Source organism: Actinoplanes sichuanensis (genome assembly GCF_033097365.1).
GTDB lineage: Bacteria > Actinomycetota > Actinomycetes > Mycobacteriales > Micromonosporaceae > Actinoplanes > Actinoplanes sichuanensis.
Window position 1 is genome coordinate 7,597,104 of record NZ_AP028461.1, and the last position, 21,398, is coordinate 7,618,501.

The 21,398-nt window shown below is 70.0% G+C and carries 18 protein-coding genes and 1 pseudogene; 9 read left to right on the top strand and 10 right to left on the bottom strand.

The genetic code is table 11. The features are described from left to right. Positions 1–19: 19 nt before the first annotated feature. Entirely contained in the window at positions 20–3,196 is a 3,177-nt protein-coding gene (gene pulA / locus Q0Z83_RS34835) for a pullulanase-type alpha-1,6-glucosidase (RefSeq protein ID WP_317797192.1), read from the bottom strand. A gap of 207 nt (positions 3,197–3,403) precedes the next feature. On the opposite strand from pulA, the gene acnA reads away from it, so the two are divergent. Further along, positions 3,404–6,190, top strand: a complete 2,787-nt coding sequence (gene acnA, locus Q0Z83_RS34840) for an aconitate hydratase AcnA (RefSeq protein ID WP_317787492.1) — start codon at positions 3,404–3,406, stop codon at positions 6,188–6,190. Positions 6,191–6,311: 121 nt separating this feature from the next. Here the strand turns inward: acnA and Q0Z83_RS34845 are convergent, their stop codons facing one another. Further along, the gene (locus Q0Z83_RS34845; RefSeq protein WP_317787493.1) at positions 6,312–6,902 is read right to left on the bottom strand and encodes a sugar O-acetyltransferase; all 591 of its coding nucleotides are present in this window, start codon (positions 6,900–6,902) and stop codon (positions 6,312–6,314) included. Positions 6,903–6,961: 59 nt separating this feature from the next. On the opposite strand from Q0Z83_RS34845, the gene Q0Z83_RS34850 reads away from it, so the two are divergent. Beyond that, on the top strand, positions 6,962–7,207 hold the full coding sequence (locus tag Q0Z83_RS34850; protein ID WP_317787494.1) for a DUF2630 family protein: 246 nt from the start codon (positions 6,962–6,964) through the stop codon (positions 7,205–7,207). A gap of 39 nt (positions 7,208–7,246) precedes the next feature. On the opposite strand, the gene Q0Z83_RS34855 is transcribed toward Q0Z83_RS34850, so the two are convergent. Continuing rightward, entirely contained in the window at positions 7,247–8,164 is a 918-nt protein-coding gene (locus Q0Z83_RS34855; protein ID WP_378078809.1) for a serine protein kinase RIO, read from the bottom strand. A gap of 155 nt (positions 8,165–8,319) precedes the next feature. Further along, on the bottom strand, positions 8,320–8,967 hold the full coding sequence (locus Q0Z83_RS34860) for an HAD family hydrolase (RefSeq protein ID WP_317787495.1): 648 nt from the start codon (positions 8,965–8,967) through the stop codon (positions 8,320–8,322). A 164-nt stretch (positions 8,968–9,131) separates the two neighbouring features. On the opposite strand from Q0Z83_RS34860, the gene Q0Z83_RS34865 reads away from it, so the two are divergent. The 5 genes from Q0Z83_RS34865 to Q0Z83_RS34885 all read left to right on the top strand — a co-directional run bounded on the left by Q0Z83_RS34865 (position 9,132) and on the right by Q0Z83_RS34885 (position 13,368). Further along, positions 9,132–9,710, top strand: coding sequence for a TetR/AcrR family transcriptional regulator (locus Q0Z83_RS34865; protein WP_317787496.1), 579 nt, complete (start codon positions 9,132–9,134; stop codon positions 9,708–9,710). A gap of 179 nt (positions 9,711–9,889) precedes the next feature. Further along, positions 9,890–10,669 (top strand): helix-turn-helix domain-containing protein, encoded by a 780-nt coding sequence (locus tag Q0Z83_RS34870; protein WP_317787497.1) that lies wholly within the window; start codon positions 9,890–9,892, stop codon positions 10,667–10,669. Continuing rightward, positions 10,650–11,411, top strand: coding sequence for an SDR family oxidoreductase (locus Q0Z83_RS34875; protein ID WP_317787498.1), 762 nt, complete (start codon positions 10,650–10,652; stop codon positions 11,409–11,411). Before Q0Z83_RS34870 ends, Q0Z83_RS34875 begins: the two co-directional genes overlap by 20 nt. Continuing rightward, positions 11,408–12,037: a G/U mismatch-specific DNA glycosylase gene (gene mug / locus Q0Z83_RS34880; RefSeq protein ID WP_317787499.1), complete on the top strand. Its 630-nt coding sequence runs from the start codon at positions 11,408–11,410 to the stop codon at positions 12,035–12,037. Before Q0Z83_RS34875 ends, mug begins: the two co-directional genes overlap by 4 nt. 95 nt (positions 12,038–12,132) lie before the next feature. Then, positions 12,133–13,368 (top strand): cation:proton antiporter, encoded by a 1,236-nt coding sequence (locus Q0Z83_RS34885; protein ID WP_317787500.1) that lies wholly within the window; start codon positions 12,133–12,135, stop codon positions 13,366–13,368. Between the two features lie 275 nt (positions 13,369–13,643). Here the strand turns inward: Q0Z83_RS34885 and Q0Z83_RS34890 are convergent, their stop codons facing one another. From Q0Z83_RS34890 to Q0Z83_RS34910, 5 genes and pseudogenes are all read right to left on the bottom strand, one after another. Further along, positions 13,644–13,865: a hypothetical protein gene (locus tag Q0Z83_RS34890; RefSeq protein WP_317787501.1), complete on the bottom strand. Its 222-nt coding sequence runs from the start codon at positions 13,863–13,865 to the stop codon at positions 13,644–13,646. 8 nt (positions 13,866–13,873) lie between these two features. Further along, positions 13,874–15,733, bottom strand: a pseudogene (locus Q0Z83_RS34895) (ABC transporter ATP-binding protein); the annotation flags it as partial. 74 nt (positions 15,734–15,807) lie between these two features. Next, the gene (locus tag Q0Z83_RS34900) at positions 15,808–16,599 is read right to left on the bottom strand and encodes an enoyl-CoA hydratase/isomerase family protein (protein ID WP_317787502.1); all 792 of its coding nucleotides are present in this window, start codon (positions 16,597–16,599) and stop codon (positions 15,808–15,810) included. Continuing rightward, positions 16,596–16,823: a helix-turn-helix domain-containing protein gene (locus Q0Z83_RS34905; RefSeq protein WP_020510159.1), complete on the bottom strand. Its 228-nt coding sequence runs from the start codon at positions 16,821–16,823 to the stop codon at positions 16,596–16,598. Before Q0Z83_RS34905 ends, Q0Z83_RS34900 begins: the two co-directional genes overlap by 4 nt. A gap of 405 nt (positions 16,824–17,228) precedes the next feature. Next, a complete protein-coding gene (locus tag Q0Z83_RS34910; RefSeq protein ID WP_317787503.1) occupies positions 17,229–18,833 on the bottom strand; it encodes an ABC-F family ATP-binding cassette domain-containing protein in 1,605 nt (534 codons plus the stop codon). Between the two features lie 233 nt (positions 18,834–19,066). Here Q0Z83_RS34910 and ypfJ point away from each other — a divergent pair, with 233 nt between their 5' ends. Then, positions 19,067–19,972, top strand: coding sequence for a KPN_02809 family neutral zinc metallopeptidase (ypfJ, locus tag Q0Z83_RS34915; protein ID WP_317787504.1), 906 nt, complete (start codon positions 19,067–19,069; stop codon positions 19,970–19,972). Here ypfJ and Q0Z83_RS34920 read toward each other — a convergent pair. After that, positions 19,969–20,601, bottom strand: a complete 633-nt coding sequence (locus Q0Z83_RS34920) for an acVLRF1 family peptidyl-tRNA hydrolase (protein WP_317787505.1) — start codon at positions 20,599–20,601, stop codon at positions 19,969–19,971. The genes ypfJ and Q0Z83_RS34920 overlap by 4 nt on opposite strands. A gap of 91 nt (positions 20,602–20,692) precedes the next feature. Here Q0Z83_RS34920 and Q0Z83_RS34925 point away from each other — a divergent pair, with 91 nt between their 5' ends. Beyond that, positions 20,693–21,373, top strand: coding sequence for a DNA alkylation repair protein (locus Q0Z83_RS34925; protein WP_317787506.1), 681 nt, complete (start codon positions 20,693–20,695; stop codon positions 21,371–21,373). The last annotated feature ends 25 nt before the right edge of the window (positions 21,374–21,398 follow it).

A 21,398-nucleotide genomic window follows, 5' to 3' on the forward strand; every position in this document is an offset into this window, starting at 1 on the left:
GCCGCGCCCGCCCCGCCGGTCAGGGGATGTCGGCGACGAACACCGCGGTCGATCGGGCCGGCACGCCGGACGGGGTGGCCGCCCGCAGCACCGGATCGGCCGAGCCGGTCAGGTCCGGGTGCAGCCGCAGCCCGCCGGGGTCGGGGATCGCCGGATGGACCGTGCCGTCGGTGGCGTTGAACACCACGACCACGCGGGCCCAGTGCGGATCGAGACCGGTGCCGTCCAGGCACATCACGATCACCCCGGCCTGCTCCGACCCGCCGCCCGGAGCGAACGACAACCGCCGTTGCACCTCCTCGGCGGTGGGCAGCCCGAAGACCGGCGACGACCGGCGGATCCGCAGCAGCTCCCGATAGCGCTCGGCGGCCAGCTCGATCACATCGGGCGCCGGGACCAGCGACGGGTCACCGAGCAGCGGCCGCGCCCAGTCCCACTTGTCGCCGTTGTCGGCCTCCGGTGGCAGGCCCACGCCGAACCCGTTGCCGAGCGCCGGATCCCAGCGGATCTGGTTGAACCAGTCACCCGAGTTGAACGAGTTACGGTCCAGCGACTTGGACCGCAGCCGCTCGGTGCCGAGTGCCACGAAACCCGCGCCCTGACTCAGCACCACCAGCGACAGCGCCAGGACCTGCATGCGGGCCCGGTCGATCTGGGCGATGCCGGCCGGCAGCTTGAACGCCATCGCGTCGTACAGGATCTCGTTGTCGTGGGCGTCCACATAGTTGACCGCCTCGCCCGGATCGTGGGCGTAGCCGGCCGGTGCGCCGTTGTAGCCGATCTGCCCACCGCTGCGCTCGACCCCGTCGTGCGCCAGGAACCGATAGGTGGCCAGCGCACCGGACAGCCCCACCTTGACCTGATCGTGCAGCCACAGCGGAACCGCCGAGCCGAGCCCGGTCGCGAAGCCGCGCACCGCCGGGTCGTCGCCGAACGCCCCGCCACCGCGGATCGCGTCGCGCAACCGGTCGTTGAACGTGCCGACCCCGGTGCCGGCCATGTTGACCTGGGTGGCCTGGGCGAACCGGGCGTCATAGGCCACCTCGCCGAAATTCCACCCCTCGCCGTAGAGCGCGATATCCGGCCGGACCCGCTGCAGGGCCTCCCGCGCGGCCAGGATGCCGGCCCGCGGGTGGTGACCCATCAGGTCGAACCGGAAGCCGTCGATCCGATACTCCCGGGCCCAGGTGACCAGCGAGTCGACCACGAGCCGACCCATCATGGTGTGCTCGGTCGCGGTGTTCGGGCAGCAGCTGGACTCGGCGACGCTGCCGTCGGCGAGCAGCCGGTGGTAGTAGCCGGGGACGATCCGGTCGAGCACGCTGAACCGGTCGAGCCCGTCGCCCATGGTGTGGTTGTAGACGACGTCGAGGACCACCCGCAGCCCGGCCGCGTGCAGCGCCGCCACCGCCGCGCGCATCTGCGCGATCCGGGCCGGACCGGCCGGGTCGGTGGCGTAGCTGCCCTCCGGGGTCGTCCAGTGCCAGGGGTCGTAACCCCAGTTGAAGCCGTCCGAGTCGGCCACCGCCATGACGGCCCGCTGCTGCTCCGGCGAGTCGGGTGGGAACGACGCCAGGTCGCAGAGCGGCACCGACTGGTCGGCGCGCCGGTCGGGCACGGTGGCGAAGTCGTTGACCGGCAGCAGGTGCACGTGGGTGAGCCCGGCCTCGGCCAGCGAGCGCAGGTGACGCATCCCGTCCGACCCGTGGCGGGTGAAGGCCAGGTAGGTGCCGCGCTCGTCGGGCGGGACGGTGGCGTCGGCGATGGAGAAGTCGCGGACCGAGACCTCGGTGATCTGCATCCGGGCCGGTGGCACCGGGTCGGGCGGGGTGGACTCGGCCCAGCCGGGCGGGACGAGCGCCGGGTCGGACAGGTCGACGAGCTGGCTGTGTGTGGAGTCGGTGGCCAGCGACACCGAGTACGGGTCGGTGACGCTGGTGGTGACGATCCGCTGGACGGCCGGCTGCCACACCTGGACGCGGAACCGATACCACCGATTGATCCACTTGCGCTTGCCGACGACCGACCAGACGCCTGTCGTGTCGTCGCGCTCCATCGGGAAGACCCGCGGCTCCTCGCCGGGCTCACGGAAGAGCTCCAACTCCACGGTGCGGGCGGTGGGCGCCCAGACCGACAGGCGCGGCCGCTCCGGGTCGTCGAGGACCGGGCCCAACTCGGCCTCGACCGCGGCACCATAGAGATCGTCGAGGACACCCTGCAGTTGCACGGCGGTGACCGCGACCACGTCGCCCGCGCCGTCGCGGCCGGTGACCAGCAGCTGATCGCGCAGCAGCTCACCGAGCGTCGTGTCGTCGAGCTCACGCACCGCGAACGCACGATACGCCCGGAGGTGCGGGAAGCGGCGGCTCTGCGCCTGGAACAGACCGCCGGGCCGTGGCACCAGCGGCAACGAGCCGAGGGTGAGACTCGTGGCCCGGGCGGCGAACCACTCGGGCAGCGCGACGGTGCCCCGATCGATGAAGACGGCGTGCGCCCGGGCCGGGTCGAGCTCGGGGCCGTGCGTGCCGACATCGGGCCGGACCGGCTGCACGGAACCGGCGACCAGCCAGGCCTCCCGGGCCACGGTGAGGTCGAGGCGCTGGTCGTCGGGCAGATCCTTCTCCTCGCCGCGATGCAGCACGTAACGCAGGCCGACGGCGTCGGGCCGGACCCGCACCTCGAAGACGGCACCGAACGCGTCGAAGCGGGCCGGCATGTGCGGGCGGCCCCACCTGGTCTTCTCGGTGACCGGGACGCCCTCCCAGGCGTGCAGGCCCCACCCCGCATAGTCGCCGGCGGGGCGGCGGTAGTGGATCACCACGGTCTCGGCGGGCGGCTCCGGCAGGACCGGCGGCGTGTGGGAGACACGCCTGTCGCCGGCCGTGAGCCAGATCTCACTGCCCTCACTCAGCGTGACCCAGCGGTCGATCTCGACGTCTTTGCCGCCCTGTCGACTGAGCACCAGGAAGCCGATCTCCTGAGCATTCTCCGCGATGCGCACCCAGGCGAACCGGCCCCACGCGTCCTCCCCGGCGAACGGGACGCCGTCGGGATAGAGCGTGTCGGTGCCGGGCGCGAGATCACCCCAGGCGTGCAGGACCCAGTCGGCGTAGTCACCGTCGGGCCGCTGGTAGTGCACGATCAGCCATTGCGGCCTGGTCCTGGAGGAAGCCGGAGCGCCCGCAATGATCTCCATCGTCGTCACCGGCACATCATCCCAGCGGGATACGACATTTTCCGGGTGTCTCGACTACAGGCTGCGAGGATCGTCGCGTGGGACCCGCCTTGCAGCGGCTAGCAAGACGGACGTACGGTTTACCGAAGACGCACAACCGAGAGTTAGGCATACCTAACCAAGAGGTCGCCCTTTCGGTGCGAAAGACTTGACTTCCAGTCGCTGGGTGTGAAGGAGATGACGGTGGCCAGCCTCGACACCTTTGGTGCGAAGAGCGAGCTGCGCGTCGGAGACGCGAGCTACGAGATTTTCACGATCGACAAGGTGGAGGGGCACGAGCGCCTGCCCTACTCCTTGAAGATCCTCCTGGAGAACCTGCTGCGCACGGAGGACGGCGCGAACATCACCGCCGACCACATCAATGCGCTCGGCAGCTGGGACAAGGACGCACAGCCGAACGTCGAGATTCAGTTCACCCCGGCCCGGGTGCTGATGCAGGACTTCACCGGCGTCCCCTGCGTGGTCGACCTGGCCACCATGCGTGAGGCCGTGAAGGACCTGGGCGGCGACCCGACCAAGGTCAACCCGCTGTCGCCGGCCGAGATGGTCATCGACCACTCGGTCATCGCCGACCTGTTCGGCCGGGAGGACGCCTTCCAGCGCAACGTGGAGCTGGAGTACCAGCGCAACCGTGAGCGCTACCAGTTCCTGCGCTGGGGCCAGACCGCGTTCAACGAGTTCAAGGTCGTCCCGCCGGGCACCGGCATCGTGCACCAGGTCAACATCGAGTATCTGGCCCGCACCATCATGGAGCGCAACGGCCAGGCGTACCCGGACACCGTGGTCGGCACCGACTCGCACACCACCATGGTCAACGGCCTGGGTGTGCTGGGCTGGGGCGTCGGCGGCATCGAGGCCGAGGCCGCGATGCTGGGCCAGCCGGTCAGCATGCTGATCCCGCGGGTCGTCGGCTTCAAGCTGTTCGGCGAGGCGCCGGCCGGCACCACCGCCACCGACCTGGTGCTCACCATCACCGAGATGCTGCGTAAGCACGGTGTGGTCAGCAAGTTCGTCGAGTTCTACGGTCCCGGCGTGAGCGCCGTCCCGCTGGCCAACCGGGCCACCATCGGCAACATGTCGCCGGAGTACGGTTCGACCGCCGCGATGTTCCCGATCGACGAGCAGACCATCGACTACCTCCGGATGACCGGGCGCAGCGAGGCCCAGGTCGCGCTGGTCGAGGCCTACGCCAAGCGGCAGGGCCTGTGGCTCGACCCGAACGCGGAGCCCGACTTCAGCGAGAAGCTGGAGCTCGACCTCTCGACGATCGTCCCGTCGCTGGCCGGCCCGAAGCGCCCGCAGGACCGCGTTCCGCTGAACGCGGCGAAGGCTATGTGGCGCGAGGCGCTGCCGACCTACGCCGCCCCGCACGGTCACGCCGACGAGGCCAGCGAGGAGTCGTTCCCGGCCAGTGACGCGCCGGCCAACGGTGTCGAGGACGAGGCCGACAAGCCGCACGTCTTCAGCGCCGCCCTCGGCGCCACCGGCCGCACGTCCAAGCCGACCCGGGTCAAGGGCGACGACGGCGTCGAGTACGAGCTGGACCACGGCGCGGTCGTCATCGCCGCCATCACGTCCTGCACGAACACCTCGAACCCGCAGGTCATGATCGGTGCGGCCCTGCTCGCGAAGAAGGCCGTCGAGCGCGGCCTGACCCGCAAGCCGTGGGTCAAGACCACTCTGGCCCCCGGTTCGAAGGTCGTCTCCGACTACTACGACCGGTCCGGCCTCACGCCGTACCTGGACAAGATCGGTTTCAACCTGGTCGGTTACGGCTGCACCACGTGCATCGGCAACTCGGGCCCGCTGCCCGAGGAGGTCTCGGCCGCCATCAACGAGAACGACCTGACCGCGGTCAGTGTGCTCTCCGGCAACCGTAACTTCGAGGGCCGGATCAACCCGGACGTCAAGATGAACTACCTGGCGTCCCCGCCCCTGGTGGTGGCGTACGCGCTGGCCGGCTCGATGGACATCGACATCACCACCGAGCCGCTCGGCACCGGGTCGGACGGCAAGCCGGTCTACCTGAACGAGATCTGGCCGTCGGCCAAGGAGATCGACGACACCATCGCGCAGGCGATCGGCGCCGAGGGCTTCAGCGCCGCCTACCAGGACGTCTTCGCCGGCGACGAGCAGTGGCAGTCGCTGCCGACCCCGACCGGCAAGACGTTCGAGTGGTCCGAGGACTCCACCTACGTCCGGAAGCCCCCGTACTTCGAGGGCATGCAGGCCGACCCGAGCCCGGTGACCGACATCACCGGCGCCCGCGTGCTGGCCAAGCTGGGCGACTCGGTGACCACCGACCACATCTCCCCGGCCAGCTCGATCAAGCCGGACTCGCCCGCCGGCAAGTACCTCGCCGAGCACGGCGTCCCGCGCGCCGAGTTCAACAGCTACGGCTCGCGCCGCGGCAACCACGAGGTCATGATCCGTGGCACGTTCGCCAACATCCGTCTGCGCAACCAGCTGCTGACCGATGTCGAGGGTGGCTTCACGCTCAACCACCTGACCGGCGAGCAGACCACCATCTACGACGCCTCGGTCGCCTACCAGGAGGCCGGCATCCCGCTGGTCATCCTGGCCGGTAAGGAGTACGGTTCCGGCTCGTCCCGCGACTGGGCGGCCAAGGGCACCATGCTCCTCGGCGTCCGCGCGGTCATCGCCGAGAGCTACGAGCGCATCCACCGGTCGAACCTGATCGGCATGGGCGTGCTCCCGCTGCAGTACCCGCAGGGTGAGAACGCCGCGTCACTCGGCCTGACCGGCACGGAGACCTTCTCCTTCGCCGGCGTCATCGAGCTCAACGACGGCACCACGCCGCGCACGGTCAAGGTCACCACCGACACCGGCATCGAATTCGACGCCGTCGTCCGGATCGACACGCCCGGCGAGGCCGACTACTACCGCAACGGCGGCATCCTGCAGTACGTGCTGCGCAAGATGCTTCGCAGCTGACGCTGCACAGCTGACATCGCCTGGTCAAGGCCCGCTTCCCGGTTCCGGGAGGCGGGCTTTTTCCCGTTGGTACGGCTACCCGCCCCGCCTTCACGAAAGAGGCGCTCACCCCGTACCGAAATCAGGGCTTGAAACCGGTTTTGTCCTTTTCGGTAATCTCGCGCAGCACCCGCGCCGGGACGCCTGCCGCGATCACCCCGGCCGGGATCGGTTTCGTGACGACGCTGCCCGAGGCGACGATCGCGCCGTCACCGATGGTGACGCCCTGGTTGATGGTGACCCCGCCGCCGATCCACACGTTGTCACCGATCGTCACCGGCTTGGCGTAGCAGGCACCGGCCGCCCGCTCGGCCGCGTCGATGGCGTGGTTGGACGTGTAGATACCGACCCGTGGCCCGAACAGCACATGGTCACCGATGGTGATCCCGCCGCCGTCCAGCATCACGCAGTCGAAGTTGGCGTAGAACGCGTCCCCAATGCTGATGTTGAACCCGAACTCGCACCGGAACGTCGGCTCGAAGTGACAGCCGTCACCGACCGACTTGAGTAGCCGCCGCAGGATGCCCTCGCGTTCCGCCTGCGGCCGCCCGAAGCTGGAGTTGTACTCGTCGGTCAGCAGCACGGTTCGCTCCCGAGCCTCGACGAGTTCACTGGTCAGGTCGTTGTACATGGCCCCGGAGAGGATGCGCTCCCGCTGCTCGTCAAGCGTCACCCGGCGATCTTCCCACGGGGCGGCGTGACCGCCCCGTCGGTGGTGAATAGGCTTCGGGAATGGATGACAAGACCGTTCTGGGACGGATCAGCGAGCTGGTGGACGAGGAGCATTCGCTTCGCCGCCAGCTGAGCGAGGGCAAGATCTCGTCCGACGAGGAGCACACCCGCCTCAAGGACCTGGAGGAGTCCCTCGACCAGTGTTGGGACCTGCTGCGCCGCCGCCGGGCGGCCCGTGACGCCGGCCACGATCCGGACGCCGAGCAGGCCCACAGCACCGGCGAGGTCGAGGGCTACATTCAGTGAGGTGAGCCGGGGCCGTGTGGCCCCGGCCCCAGCTGCCCGTCAGCGCAGACCCGCCTCGAAGTGCAGGCGTTCGATCAGCTCGTCCTCATCGATGGTCAGGCCCCTCGACCGGAACCAGCTCGCCACGTTGCGCACGTCCCGGGCGATGAACTCGCCGCCGCGCGGGTTGGCGATGACGTCGACGATCTGCGGCAGGTCGATCATGACGAGCCGCCCGTCGTGCACCATCGTGTTGTACGGCGACAGGTCACCATGCGCCACCTGCGCCCGGGCCAGCACCGACAGCGCGTCGGTCATCTGCCGCCACAGGTCGGCCAGCTGATCCGGATCGACCCGGACCTGGGCCAGTCGGGGCGCGGCCTCGCCGGTCTCCCAGTCGCCGATGAACTCCATCATCAGCTCGGTGCCGATCAGCTGCACCGGGTAGGGCACACAGACCAGGCCGCTCTCCTGCCCGATCTCCCACAGCCGGCCGAGCGCGCCGAACTCGGCCGCCGACCACTGCCCGGAGATCATCTCCTTGCCGAAGGCGGTCCGGTTGGTCATCGCCCGCATCTCCCGGGACCGGCGGACCCGGCGCCCTTCGAGATAACCGGCGTCGCGGTGGAACATCCGGTGGTCGCCGTCGCGGTAGCGCTTGGCGGCCAGCATGCTGATCTTGTCGGTGCCCGGGATGGCCCGGCGCACCAGGAACACGTCGGCTTCCTTGCCGGTCTTGAGCATGCCCAGCTCGGTGTCGACCGCGCCGTACTCGGTGCGGACCCAGTCGGGGCGAGGCTCGGGGCCGTGCAGGGCACCGTCCCACGTGGACCAGCGGTCGCCCTCTTCGGGCAGATCCGGGTCCTCCTGCAGGGCCGGCTCGATCCGGCCGCGCTTTACGAAAGTGGGGTCGTCGTCGTCGAACTTGCGGCGCTTGCCGCGCATGGTGGTGGAGCCGTAAGAGTCGTGCTCGCGCACTGGAGGTTCTCCTCGGAGAAAGAAGTTTTCGGGGAAGCGGGGACAGCAGGCATCACAACGACAGCCATCTGGTCCACCCCCTTCTTTCTCGTCGGGACGTTCTCTACAGCGCGCCCACTCTTTCCGATCAACGCCGGAGCGCGCAACTCATTTATTCAGCGATTCGCCATGATCGCGGACAGGCCCTGAATCACGTTACCGACCGCGTGGGTCGGCGCGAACCTGTTGTCCACCCACTCCCGCCCGCGGTGCAGCCACACGCTGGGCAGACCGAGCGCGGCGGCCCCGCCGATGTCGGCCTCCGGGCTGTCCCCGACCACCCACGCCCCGGCCAGCCGCATCCGCACCCGCTGGGCGGCGACCGCGAAGATCCGCGGGTTGGGTTTACTCACGCCGCACTCCTCGGAGATCACCCAGTCGGCGACATACCGGTCCAGACCGGTCCGCCGGATCCGGGCGTCCTGCTGCTCGGCCGGCCCGTTGGTGACCACCACCGGCACCAGCCCGGCGTCACCGGCGATCTCCAGCGCGCAACCGACCATCGGGTCGAGGCGTTCGAAGGTCTGTGGCCCACCGTTCAGCTCGTCGACCAGATCGATCGAGGAGACCCGCAGCCGGTAGCGCTCGCGGATCAGGTCGGCGAGGTCCCACCGGGAGGTCAGACCGTCCGCGTCGACCGCGACGAGCCACTCCAGATCGTCCTGCGCGGCCCCGATCTCATCCAGGAACCCCTTCGCCCACAGCCGGAACGCACCACTGCGGTCGAGCAGGGTGTCGTCCAGAGCGAGGAAGACTAGAGGCACGCGGGCACTTTACGTGAGCGCACACGGAACCAACCAGCCCAGGACTGTTAACAAAACGCTGAGAGGATGACGAAATTCGCATCATCCGATCGTGGGACACCCGGTTCTAGTAAGCCGTACGTACGGATTGCAAGAAAGTCCTGGCCCATGACACGATCAACGGTGTGCCCAGGGTGAGTCAGGACCAGCTCGATGCTCGACGCCACGAGATCCTCAGCGCGTCCCGCACGTGCTTCGCGCGGTTCGGATACAACGGCGCGACGGTCCACCGGCTCGAAGAGGCCACCGGCATGTCCCGCGGCGCGATTTTCCACCATTTCCGGGACAAGGAACATCTCTTCCTCGCGGTCGCCGAGGACGACGCCGCCACGATGGCCGAGACCGTCGCCCGTAACGGCCTCGTCCAGGTGATGCGCGACCTGCTCGAGCGGGCCGGTAACAGCGAGGGCGACACGGCCGGGTGGCTCGGCACCCAGCTCGAGGTGGCGCATCGACGGCGTACCGATCCGGCTTTCGCCAAACGGTGGGCGCAGCGGTCCGCCGCCATCGCCGACGCCACCCGCGAGCGGCTCCAGCGCCAGCGGGAGGCCGGTGTGCTCCGCGAGGACGTGCCGGTCGAGGTGCTCACCCAGTTCCTCGAGCTGGCCTATGACGGACTCGTCCTCCACCTGGCCACCGGCCGCCCGGCAGGCGAGCTGGCCGCCGTCCTCGGCGTGGTCGAGGAAGCCGTCCGCCGCCACTGACGCTGTCGCGGATCTCCTCCCCGCGATGCGAGACGTCCTCGGCCCGACCACCGGGCCGGAGGGGCACCCCGGCCGAGGTCGCCGACGTGACGAGCGTCGACCGGGCCCGCGACGGGTAACGCCGTCGATTACCCGCGAGGTAATGGCCGCCGTCCCGCGCACCCGCCTACGCTGCCGGAATGAGCGACGTGGGCAGGTTGCTGCGCGGCTGGCGGGACACCCGGCGGATGAGCCAACTCGATCTCTCCGGGCGGTCCGGGGTGTCGACCCGGCACCTGTCGTTCGTGGAGACCGGCCGGTCCCGGCCCACCCGGCAGATGCTGCTGCGCTTGGCCGAGGAACTGGACGTGCCCTTGCGGGCCCGCAACGAGCTGCTGTTGGCCGGCGGGTACGCGCCCGCCTACCCGGAGTCCGAACTGGACGGGCCGCCGCTCAACGACGTGCTGACCGCGCTCCGCAACGTGCTCGTCGGGCACTCACCGCACCCGGCCGTGCTGATCGACAGGCACTGGACGATGGTCGACGGCAACGACGGTGTGGCCCGGTTCACCGCCGGCTGCGCGCCGGAACTGCTGGCCCCGCCGGTCAACGTCCTGCGCCTGGCACTGCACCCGTCCGGCATGGCCCCGAAGATCAAAAACCTGCCCGAGTGGCGTACGCACATCCTGCACCGCCTCGACCGGCAGGCCGCGACGACGGGCGACCCGGTGCTTCGCGAGCTCCGCGCCGAGCTGGCCGCCTACCCCGGCGGCGGGACCACCGCCCATCCGGACGGTCTCGTCGTTCCGCTGCACTATGCGGACCTGCGGTTCTTCAGCATCACGACGGTGCTCGGCACCCCGCGTGACGTGACCCTGTCCGAGCTCGCCATCGAGGCGTTCCTACCCGCCGACGCGGCCACCGCGACAGCGCTGCGCCGGGAGATGGCAGGATCGGGACATGGACCTTGGGCTCGCTGATCGTGTCTACATCCTCACCGGGGCATCGCGGGGCCTCGGGTTCGCCACCGCGCAGGCGCTCGTCGGCGACGGGGCGAAGGTGGTCGTCTCATCGCGTGACGGTGCCCGGGTCACCGAGGCGGTCGCCGCGCTCGGCGGTCCGGAGCACGCGCTCGGCGTGACCGCCGACCTGTCCGACCCGAGCACCCCGCGGGAGCTGGTGCATGCCGCGCAGGAGCGGTTCGGGCGGCTCGACGGCGCGCTGATCTCGGTCGGCGGTCCGGCGCCGGGCAGCGCGGCCGGCATGAGCGACGACCAGTGGACGAGCGCGTTCGAGACGGTGTTCCTGGGTTCGGTGCGGGCGGCCCGGACGTTCGCGTCGGCACTGCCGGAGGGTGGCGCGATCGGCCTGGTGCTGTCCACGTCGGTGAAGACGCCGCTGGCCGGGCTCGGCCTCTCCAACGGTCTGCGCCCCGGGCTGGCGATGGTGGCGAAGGACATGGCCGACGAGTTCGGGCCGCGCGGCATCCGGGTGCTCAGCGTCCTGCCCGGCCGTTTCATGACCGACCGCAGCCGGGAACTCTTCGAATCGGCCGCCGACCCGGTCGCCGCCGCCGAGACGGTCGCGTCGGGAATCCCGCTGCGCCGCATCGGCGAGCCCACCGAGTTCGGCCGGGCGGCCGCTTTCCTGCTGTCCCCGGCGGCCAGTTACGTGACGGGTGTGGCGGTCGCGGTCGACGGTGGCGCCCTCCGAACCCTGTGACCGATCCCGCCCCGCCCGCCCGATCCACCACCGATACCGACCCGGACCGGCGGCGGCCCAGCGCCGCCGAGGTGGCGGCGGCCGCTGACCGCACCATTCCCGATGTGGCGGGGCCGGATCTACTGGTGCTGTTCTCCGGCATCAATCCGAGCCTCTACTCCGCCGCGACCGGCCACCATTTCGCCCGTCCGGGGAACCGGTTCTGGCCGGCGCTGCACGGTGCCGGTTTCACCGACCGGCTGCTGCACCCGTCCGAACAGCATCTCCTGCCCGCACTCGGGCTCGGCATCACCAACGTGGTCTCGCGAGCGACAGCACGGGCCGACGAGCTCTCCCTCGACGAGTTCGTCGAGGGCGGCGCCCGACTCGCCGCGCGGGTGGCCCGGCTGCGCCCGCGATATCTGGCGGTGCTGGGCGTGACCGCCTACCGAGCCGCGTTCCGGCGCCCGAAGGCCCGACTCGGCCCCCAGGACGACACGATCTCCGGCGTGCCGGTCTGGGTACTACCGAATCCGAGCGGCTTGAACGCCCACTTCCAGCTACCGGCGCTGATCACCGAGTTCGCCGCCCTCCGAACAGCGGCCCACCCCGCCCCTCCATCCCTGGAGCTTCCACTCAGTCCGTAGCCCCACCACCCAAGGTCAACATGAGCCGCCCGCCGCCGGCCCTCATCCGGCCGGGGTGATCCGTGGGGTGACGGGGTCACGGTCGAATCGGGGGCATGAATGGAGCGACGGTGGCAATGGCGCTGCTCGCCGTCTTCGCCTGGGGGTTGTGGTCGGCGCGGCTGGGTCGCGCCGACCTCACCGCTCCGATCCTGTTCGTCACCGCCGGGCTGCTGCTGTCCACCGGTCCGGTGCCCGATCCCGAGGCCACCCGGGAAGCGGTTCGGATGCTGGCCGAGATCACCCTGGTCTGGGTGCTGTTCGCCGACGCGGCCCGGGTGGGGCTGCCGGAGTTCCGGGCCGACGCGGGGCTCTACGCACGACTGCTCGCGGTCGGACTACCGCTGACGATCGGGGCCGGCACCCTGGCCGCCGCACTGCTCTTCGGCGACCTCGGCTTCTGGATCGCCCTGTTGATCGGCGCGGCACTGGCCCCGACGGACGCGGCACTCGGGGCGGCGGTGATGACGGACCCGGCGGTGCCGGAGCGGATCCGCCGCGTGCTCAACGTGGAGAGCGGGCTCAACGACGGCATCGCCACCCCGGTGGTGACGCTCGCCATAGCCGGCGCCGCAGCCACCGTGACCGGACCGGGCACGGCGATCACCGGCCTGGCGATCGGGGTGGCGGCCGGAGTGTTCGCCGGGTTGGCCGGCGGCTGGGCGATGCGGACGGCCCGGACCCGCGGCTGGGCGTCGGAGGATTTCGCCGGCCCGGGCGTTCTGGCCCTGGCCCTGGCGGTCTACACGGGCGTGCACTGGCTCGGCGGGAACGGATTCGTGGCCGCGTTCGTAGCCGGGATCGCCTTCGGCGCGGCGGCCGGCCGCGGCGGGTCCCGTGAGGTCTTCTATGTGGAGCAGACGGCCGGTCTGGTGTCGCTGCTGACCTGGTTGGTCTTCGGCGCGGCCGCGGTACCGATAGTCCTCACCCACATCGGCTGGCAGGTGGTCGTCTACGCGATCCTGAGCCTGACCGTGATCCGGATGCTGCCGGTGGCGCTGGCTCTCCTCCGCAGCGGAATGAACTCCCGAACCGTCGCCTTCATCGGCTGGTTCGGCCCGCGGGGTCTGGCGTCGATCGTCTTCGCCGTGCTCGCCGCCGAGGACCTGGGCCCGGCCGCCGACCAGGCGGTGGCGGTGATCGGCCTGACCGTGCTGTTCAGCGTCTTCGCACACGGACTGACCGCGAAACCCCTGGCGGCCAGGTACGGCGCCACCGCGAACGAGGCTCCGGCCGCACCTCACCTCCCGGCCCGCGGCCTGCTGCACCGGCACCCCGCCCGCGATCCCTGACCACGCCCCGGACCGACCCACCACTCGCAACGGGCAGGGCGGGCACGGCCGGGCTGAGCGGCACACCACTCGCAACGGGCAGGGCGGGCACGGCCGGGCTGAGCGGCACACCACTCGCAACGGGCAGGGCGGGCACGGCCGGGCTGAGCGGCACACCACTCGCAACGGGCAGGGCGGGCACGGCCGGGCTGAGCGGCACACCCGGAGAGCGGACCGGGCAAGAGCGGCGGCAGCGGGACGACTGGTGCGGGCGGGGTGGGACGGACGGGGCCTTCTCAGTCGCGGTCGCGGTCGCGGTCGTCGGATGGTCGGGGTGGCAGGACACGCTGCTCGTGGATCGCGGTCTCCCGCCGGAACCGGTCAGCCGACGGATGCCAGGCCTCGTCGATCGGTCCCATCACCCCGCCGCCGATCCCCTTTCGGCGGGCCCACCCGGCGAACCGCATCAGCAGCAGGCAGATCAGCGCGAGCGCCGCGAAGGTCGCCAGGTAGGCCATCAGATCACCGCTTCGGTGAACTGGGTCCGGTACAGCGAGGCGTAGAGACCGCCTGCCGCGACCAGATCCTCGTGCCGGCCGCGCTCGACGATCCGGCCCTTCTCCAGGACCAGGATCTGGTCGGCCTCCCGGATGGTGGAGAGCCGATGTGCGATCACCAGCGCGGTCCGCCCGCGCAGCGCCTCGGCCAGGGCTCGCTGCACGGCCGCCTCGGACTCGCTGTCGAGGTGGGCGGTGGCCTCGTCGAGGATCACGATCGACGGCTGCTTGAGCAGGAGCCGGGCGATGGCCAGGCGCTGTTTCTCGCCGCCGGAGAATCGGTAGCCGCGCTCCCCCACCACCGTGTCGAGCCCGTCGGGTAGCGCCCGGACCAGGGCGGCGATCCGGGCCCCGGTCAGCGCCTCCCACATCTGCTCCTCGGTCGCGCCCGGCCGTGCATACCGGAGGTTCTCGGCAATGGTCTCGTGGAACAGATGGGAATCCTGGGTGACCACGCCGACCGTGTCGCGCAGCGACTCCAGGGTGGCGTCGCGGACGTCGACCCCGCCGACCAGCACCGACCCGCCGGTCACGTCGTAGACCCGGGACACCAGCATCGACGTGGTCGACTTCCCGGCACCGGACGGGCCGACCAGCGCGACCATCTGCCCCGGCTCGACGGTGAAGTCGAGACCGGTGAGCACCTCCTCCTGCTCGGTCCGGTCGAGGGCGCTGACATCCTCCAACGACGCCAGCGACACCTGGTCGGCGCTCGGATAGCGGAAGCGGACGTCGCGGAACTCGATCCGCCCCGACCCGGGTGGGACCGGGACCGCGTCGGGTTTCTCCGCTATGCCCGGCTCCAGGTCGAGCACCTCGAAGACCCGGTCGAAGGAGACCAGCGCGCTCATCACGTCGACCCGCACGTTGCTGAGTGCGGTGAGCGGGCCGTAGAGCCTGGTCAGCAGCAGGGCCAGGGTGACGACGGTGCCGGCCGAGACGTTGCCGTGCACCGCGAGCCAGCCGCCCAGCCCATATGTCAAGGCCTGCGCGAGTGAGGCGACCAGCAGCATCGCGACGAAGAAGGTCCGGGAATACATGGCCTGCTGGACGCCGATGTCGCGGACCCGGGAGGCCCGCTCACCGAACCGGGACGCCTCGGTGTCCGGCCGCCCGAAGAGCTTGACCAGCAACGCGCCGGAGACGTTGAACCGCTCGGTCATCGTCGCGTTCATCTTGGCGTCCAGGTCGTACGACTCGCGGGTGATCTCGGCGAGCCGTTTCCCGACCCGGCGGGCGGGCACGATGAACACCGGCAGCAGGAGCAGCGACAGGGCGGTGATCTGCCAGGACAGGGTGAACATCACACCGGCGGTGAGCGCCAGCTGGATGACGTTGCTGACCACCCCGGAGAGGGTCGACGTGAACGCCCGCTGAGCGCCGACCACGTCGTTGTTGAGCCGGCTGACCAGGGCGCCGGTCTGGGTGCGCGCGAAGAACTGCAGCGGCATCCGCTGGACGTGGTCATACACCCGGGTCCGCAGGTCGAGGATGATCCCCTCGCCGATCCGCGCCGAATACCACCTCTGGGCGAGCGACAGCAGCGCGTCGGCGACGGCCAGCGCGGCGATCACCAGAGCGAGCCGGATCACCGCTCCGGCGGCGCCGGCACCACCGGCGGTGATCGCGTTGATCACCTGCCCGGCCAGCAGCGGTGTGGCGACCCCGATACCGGCGGCCAGCATGACGGTCAGCAGGAAGACCGAGATGTCTCGCCGGTACGGCACGGCGAACCGCACGATCCGCCGAGCGGTGCCCTTGCGCACCTGATGCCGGTTGACGCGGTCCGCGCTCTGAATCGAGCGCAGCACACTCCAGCTCGTGGACATGTCTCACCTCCCGGGCGTCGTTCGACGGGCAGAACACATCCTGCCCCGTGGGTACGACAATCCCGGGAGGTGATCTACTCCCCGGAGCCCAGCAGCTCGCTGAGACGCCGTGTCTGGGCCTCACGTTCGGCCCGGTCCTGCTCCGCGTACGACCGCAGGGGCGCACCCGCCAGCAGGGCCTTGATCTCCGCGACCGCTCCCCGGTCCGCCGCCAGCACCGCAGCGGCCAGGTCGGACACGGTCGCGTCCAGGTCGGCACGGGCGACGACGGTGGTCGCCAGACCGATCCGGTCGGCCTCGTCGGCGGAGATCCGCCGGCCGGTGACGCAGATCTCCAGCGCCCGGGACGGTCCGACCAGCTCGGTGAGCCGTTTCGTACCGCCGAGGTCGGGCACCAGTCCGAGGGTGACCTCGGCCATCGAGAGGCGTGCGTCATCCGCGAGGACTCGCATGTCGCAGTTGAGCGCCAACTGGAAGCCGGCACCGATCGCGTGTCCTTGCACTGCAGCAATCGTCACAATGGACGGACTGCGCAGCCAGGTGAACGCGGTCTGGAACCCGGCAATGCGATCGGCGCACTCGGTGGCTGACAACTGCGCCAGCCGGGACAGTGAAGAATCGCCGTCACCGCGGGCCACCGACAGATCCAGGCCCGCGGAAAACGCGCGTCCCTCGGCTCGGACAATGACGACCCGGACGTCCCCCGGCAATTTCCGGGAAATGTTGCCGAGCTCCGTCCACATCGCCGGAGTCTGAGCATTGAGAACGTCGGGCCGGCACAACGTCACCGTCGCGACCGGCCCGTCCTGTTCGTAGCGAACGCCTACCTCGTCGGTGGTGGTGGGCCCGGCGTTCCCGGCCGTCACGCCTTCTTGCGGCGGCGAGCGCCACCACGCTGGCGCAACTGCACGCCAGACTCGGTGAGCACGCGGTGTACGAATCCGTAGGAACGGCCGGTGGACGCGGCCAGCGCGCGGATGCTCTCGCCGCCGGTGTAACGCTTCACCAGGTCCTTGGCGAGCGACTGCCGCTCGCTACCGACGATTCGACGACCCTTCTCAGTACTGGTAGCTGTGCCAGTGGCTGCCATCTTGAATCCTCACGTCGCAGACAGTGCGGTCAGATACGGTCCCACCTATTACACCGTCTCGGACGATCATGCGCCAGGCATCTAGCCCCCGTGAACGTGCCCATTTATTACTGTCAGGAACTTGACGGTTACCACAGGCATCAATGTCAGACAGTTTGCGGTCGGCCTCTCGGGACCCATTTCCGCCCTCCGGGGCGGTCCCCCAAGACCATCGATCACCTGCGAAAACACTGGATCGAGGGGAGCCCCTCGATCGCTCCGGAGAGTGCTGTGATCGCTCCATGGCGTGACACTCGACCTTGGTGCGGACCACCCGGCGCCTGCCCGACCTGTCGGCATACGCCCGAACATCGCACTGTCTGTGTGGGCACCAGTTGACAACTGAGGATCGACGACGATCGGACCTCAGGCCAGCTCGACGAGCTCCAGCAGATCGTCGCTCCAGGCGTCCTCGTCGCCGTCCGGCAGCAGGATCGCCCGGTCCGGCTTGAGCGCCTGCACACAGCCGGCATCGTGCGTGACCAGCACGATCGCCCCCGGGTAGTTGGCGATCGCGTCCAGCACCTGCTCCCGGCTGACCGGGTCGAGGTTGTTCGTCGGCTCGTCCAGCAGCAGCACGTTGGCGCCCGAGCAGACCAGCGTGGCCAGGGCCAGACGGGTCTTCTCACCACCGGAGAGCACCCCGGCCGGCTTGTCGACGTCGTCACCGGAGAAGAGGAACGCGCCGAGGATCTTCCGCAACTCGGTGTCGGTCTGCTCGGAACCGGCGCTGCGCATGTGCTCCAGGATCGTCCGGTCCACGTCCAGCGTCTCGTGTTCCTGGGCGTAGTAGCCCAGCCGCAGTCCGTGCCCGGCACGCACCTCACCGGTGTCCGGTTCGAGCAGGCCACCGAGCATCCGCAGCAGGGTGGTCTTACCCGCGCCGTTCAGCCCCAGGATCGCCACCCGTGAACCACGGTCCACCGCGACACTCACGTCGGTGAAGATCTCCAGTGACCCGTACGACTTGGAAAGGCCTGAGGCAGTCAGCGGCGTCTTGCCGCACGGCGCCGGACTCGGGAATCGGACCTTGGCCACCTTGTCCGAGGTCCGGACCTCTTCGAGGCCGCCGAGCAGCTTCTCGGCGCGGCGGGCCATGTTCTGTGCGGCGACCGTCTTGGTGGCCTTGGCGCGCATCTTGTCGGCCTGCGCCATCAGGGCGCCGGCCTTCTTCTCGGCGTTGGCCCGCTCGCGGCGGCGGCGCCGCTCGTCGGTTTCGCGGGCTTCGAGGTACGTCTTCCAGCCCATGTTGTACATGTCGACGACCGAGCGGTTGGCGTCGAGATACCACACCTTGTTGACCGCGGCGTCCAGCAGCTCGACGTCGTGGCTGATCACGATCAGTCCGCCCTTGTGCTGCGCCATGTAGCCGCGCAGCCAGGCGATCGAGTCCTGGTCGAGGTGGTTGGTCGGCTCGTCGAGCAGCAGGATGCCCTTGCCGTTCTGCCCGGAGTTGGCGAACAGGATGCGGGCCAGCTCGATCCGGCGGCGCTGGCCACCGGAGAGGGTGCCGATCGTCTGGGCCAGGGCGCGCTCGGGCAGGCCCAGGTTGGCACAGATCCGGGCGGCCTCGGCTTCGGCGCCGTAGCCGCCCAGCGCGGAGAACTGATCCTCCAACTGGCCGTACCGCCGGACCAGCTTCTCCTCCGAGCTCTCCTCGAGCTGGATCTCGAGCTTCTGCATCTCGGCGAGGATGGTGTCCAGGCCGCGGGCGGACAGCACCCGGTCGCGGCCGGTCACGTTCAGGTCGCCGGTCCGCGGGTCCTGGGGCAGGTAGCCGATCTCGCTCGTCCGCTCGACCTGTCCGGCGTACGGAATGCCCTCGCCTGCAAGGACCTTGAGGGTGGTGGTCTTGCCGGCGCCGTTGCGGCCGACCAGGCCGATCCGGTCGCCGGGTTGCACCCGAAGGGTGGTCGGGGAGATCAGGATGCGGGCGCCGGCGCGGAGTTCCAGTCCGGTGGCGGTGATCATGAGGTTTCTCGCTCTCGGTGAGACGGCTGACTCAGGGCGCAGAAAAGCGCCGGCCATCGGATCGACGGTCGGCGCCGGGGCAGGTCAGCCTTCGCAGAGCAGCACCCGGCCATCTTACCGGGCGCCCACGAGCACCTCCCACCCGATTAATTCACAAGATCATCGGGTACTCGCCCGGCAACCGTGCTGAAGGCTGGTCTTCGCCCGGGCAACCGTGCTGAAGGTGGGACGACATGGAACTCAACGAACGCGCCGACATCGACCCCGGATCGATCGAGGACGTCCGCGGATCGGGCGGCGGAGGCGGGATAGGCGGCCTGCCGATCGGTGGCGGCGGGCTCGCCGGGATCGTGGTGACCCTGGCCATCGCCCTGATCGGCGGCTACTTCGGGATCAACACCCTGGGCGGCGGCGAGGACACCGCACCCAGCGGGAACTCGACCACACAGTGCGCCGACGAGCAGGAACGCACCAAACTGCTGGAGTGCCGGAACGGGCTCTACGTCACATCGATCCAGCGCTACTGGCAGCAGGCGTTGCCGGAGTCGTTCGGCGAGCAGTACAAGGCGGCCCCCACCCGCATCTTCTCCAACCGGGTCAGCACCGGCTGCGGCGCTGCCGACTCCGGCGTCGGACCGTTCTACTGCCCCGCCGACGACAAGGTCTACATCGATCTCACCTTCTACCAGGTGCTCTCCAAGGAGCTCGGCGCGCCCGGCGAGTTCGCCCAGCCGTATGTGCTGGCCCACGAGTACGGCCACCACGTGCAGGACGTCCTCGGCACCGAGGCGGAGATGCGCCGCCGCCAGGAACGTGATCCGGGCAACGCCAATCAGGAGTCGGTGAAGCTGGAACTGCAGGCCGACTGCTACGCCGGCGCCTGGGCGCACTCGGCCGCGAACACCGTCGACAAGGACGGCGACAAGATCTTCACGAGCCTCACCGACGCCGACATCCAGGAGGGCATCCAGACCGCCGGCCAGATCGGCGACGACACCCTGCAGAAGCGCGGCGGCGGCGAGATCAACCCGGACGGCTTCACCCACGGCACGTCCGAGCAGCGTCAGCGCTGGTTCCGGGTGGGCTGGGAGTCCGGCGACCCGAAGAAGTGCGACACGTTCAGCGCCACCAGCCTCTAAGGCTCACGGATCAGGATCGGCACGGCACGGGCCGCGGCCACTGCGGACACCAGGACCGCATGCCGCGGCTCCGGCACGTCGAGCATCCTCCCGGTACGCAACGCGGCCACCGCGGACAGCTGAGGCACCGCCAGGATCGCGTCCACAGCGGACCGGTCCCCGCCTGCCACCAGCGCGGCCAGTGACCGTACCTCCGGAAGGAGAATGCGCCCGACGATGCCCGCCGCGTCCGCCGACGCCGCTTTCGCCTGGTTGTCGCGGCGGCGCGCGAAGCGCTGCTGCGACCAGCCACCGGCCGCGGTCCGGCCCTGCACGTAGTGGGTGTCCACCTTGGACGCCACCAGTTCGACGCCGTCGGCGATCCCGACGGCGACCGCGCCCTTGCGGGCCAGCAGCAGGCCCAGCCTCCGCGGCGCCCGCGCCGCGTCGATCAACTCGGCCACGGCCTCGACCGGCTCGACTCCCGGTGGCTCATGCAGCGTCGCCGACGCACCGTCCGAGCCGATCACCGTCAGACCCTCTTCGGTGTACGACCCATGGCGCGCGCCGAAGTTCGCCAGCCATCGAGGCAGTCGCTCCGGAGCGACGTCGACCCACTTCCCACCGCCGGCGGCCGCGCGTTCCCCCACCTCACCACCCTACGGCGAAGGATCGTCCGCCATCGCCGGGGCCTCCTCGCGGGCGCCGGAATTCGTCGGACCCCGGTGGGAGGATGCGGACATGGGTGACGTCGGCGTGGTTCTCGTCGGTCGGCTGGCTGAGGAGTTCGAGGCGGCTCGCGATCCGGAGCGGGCCGCCGGGATGGCCGCCTACATGCGCGATCAGTTCCCGTTCCTCGGGTTGACCAGCGCGGTCCGCCGCAGCCGGGCCAAGATCGCCGTGGCCGGCCTGCCGAAACCGGGCGAGGCCGACCTGCGCGAGGTGGCTCTGGGCTGCTGGGCTCGCGACGAGCGGGAGTTCCAGCAGTTCGCCTGCGACTATCTGACCGCACACGTCAAGGTCGCCGGTCCGGGGTTCCTCGACACGGCGGCCGAGCTGATCACCACGAAGTCCTGGTGGGACACTGTGGACCCGCTCGCCACCCGAGTGGTCGCCGGCCTGGTCCGTCACCATCCGGTGCTGGTCGCCCGGATGGACGACTGGTCCGAGACGGCGAACATGTGGCTGGTCCGCACCGCGATCCTGCACCAGTTGCACTATCGCGAGGCGACCGACACCGATCGGCTGTTCGGCTACTGCGCTCGCCAAGCCGGTCACCGCGACTTCTTCGTCCGCAAGGCGATCGGCTGGGCGCTCCGCCGGCATGCCCGGACCGATCCCCACGCGGTCCGGGTCTTCCTCACCGCGCACGCCGACGCCCTGTCCCCGCTCTCGATCCGGGAGGCCGCGAAGCATCTGTGACCTCACGCCCACCAGCAACACCGTC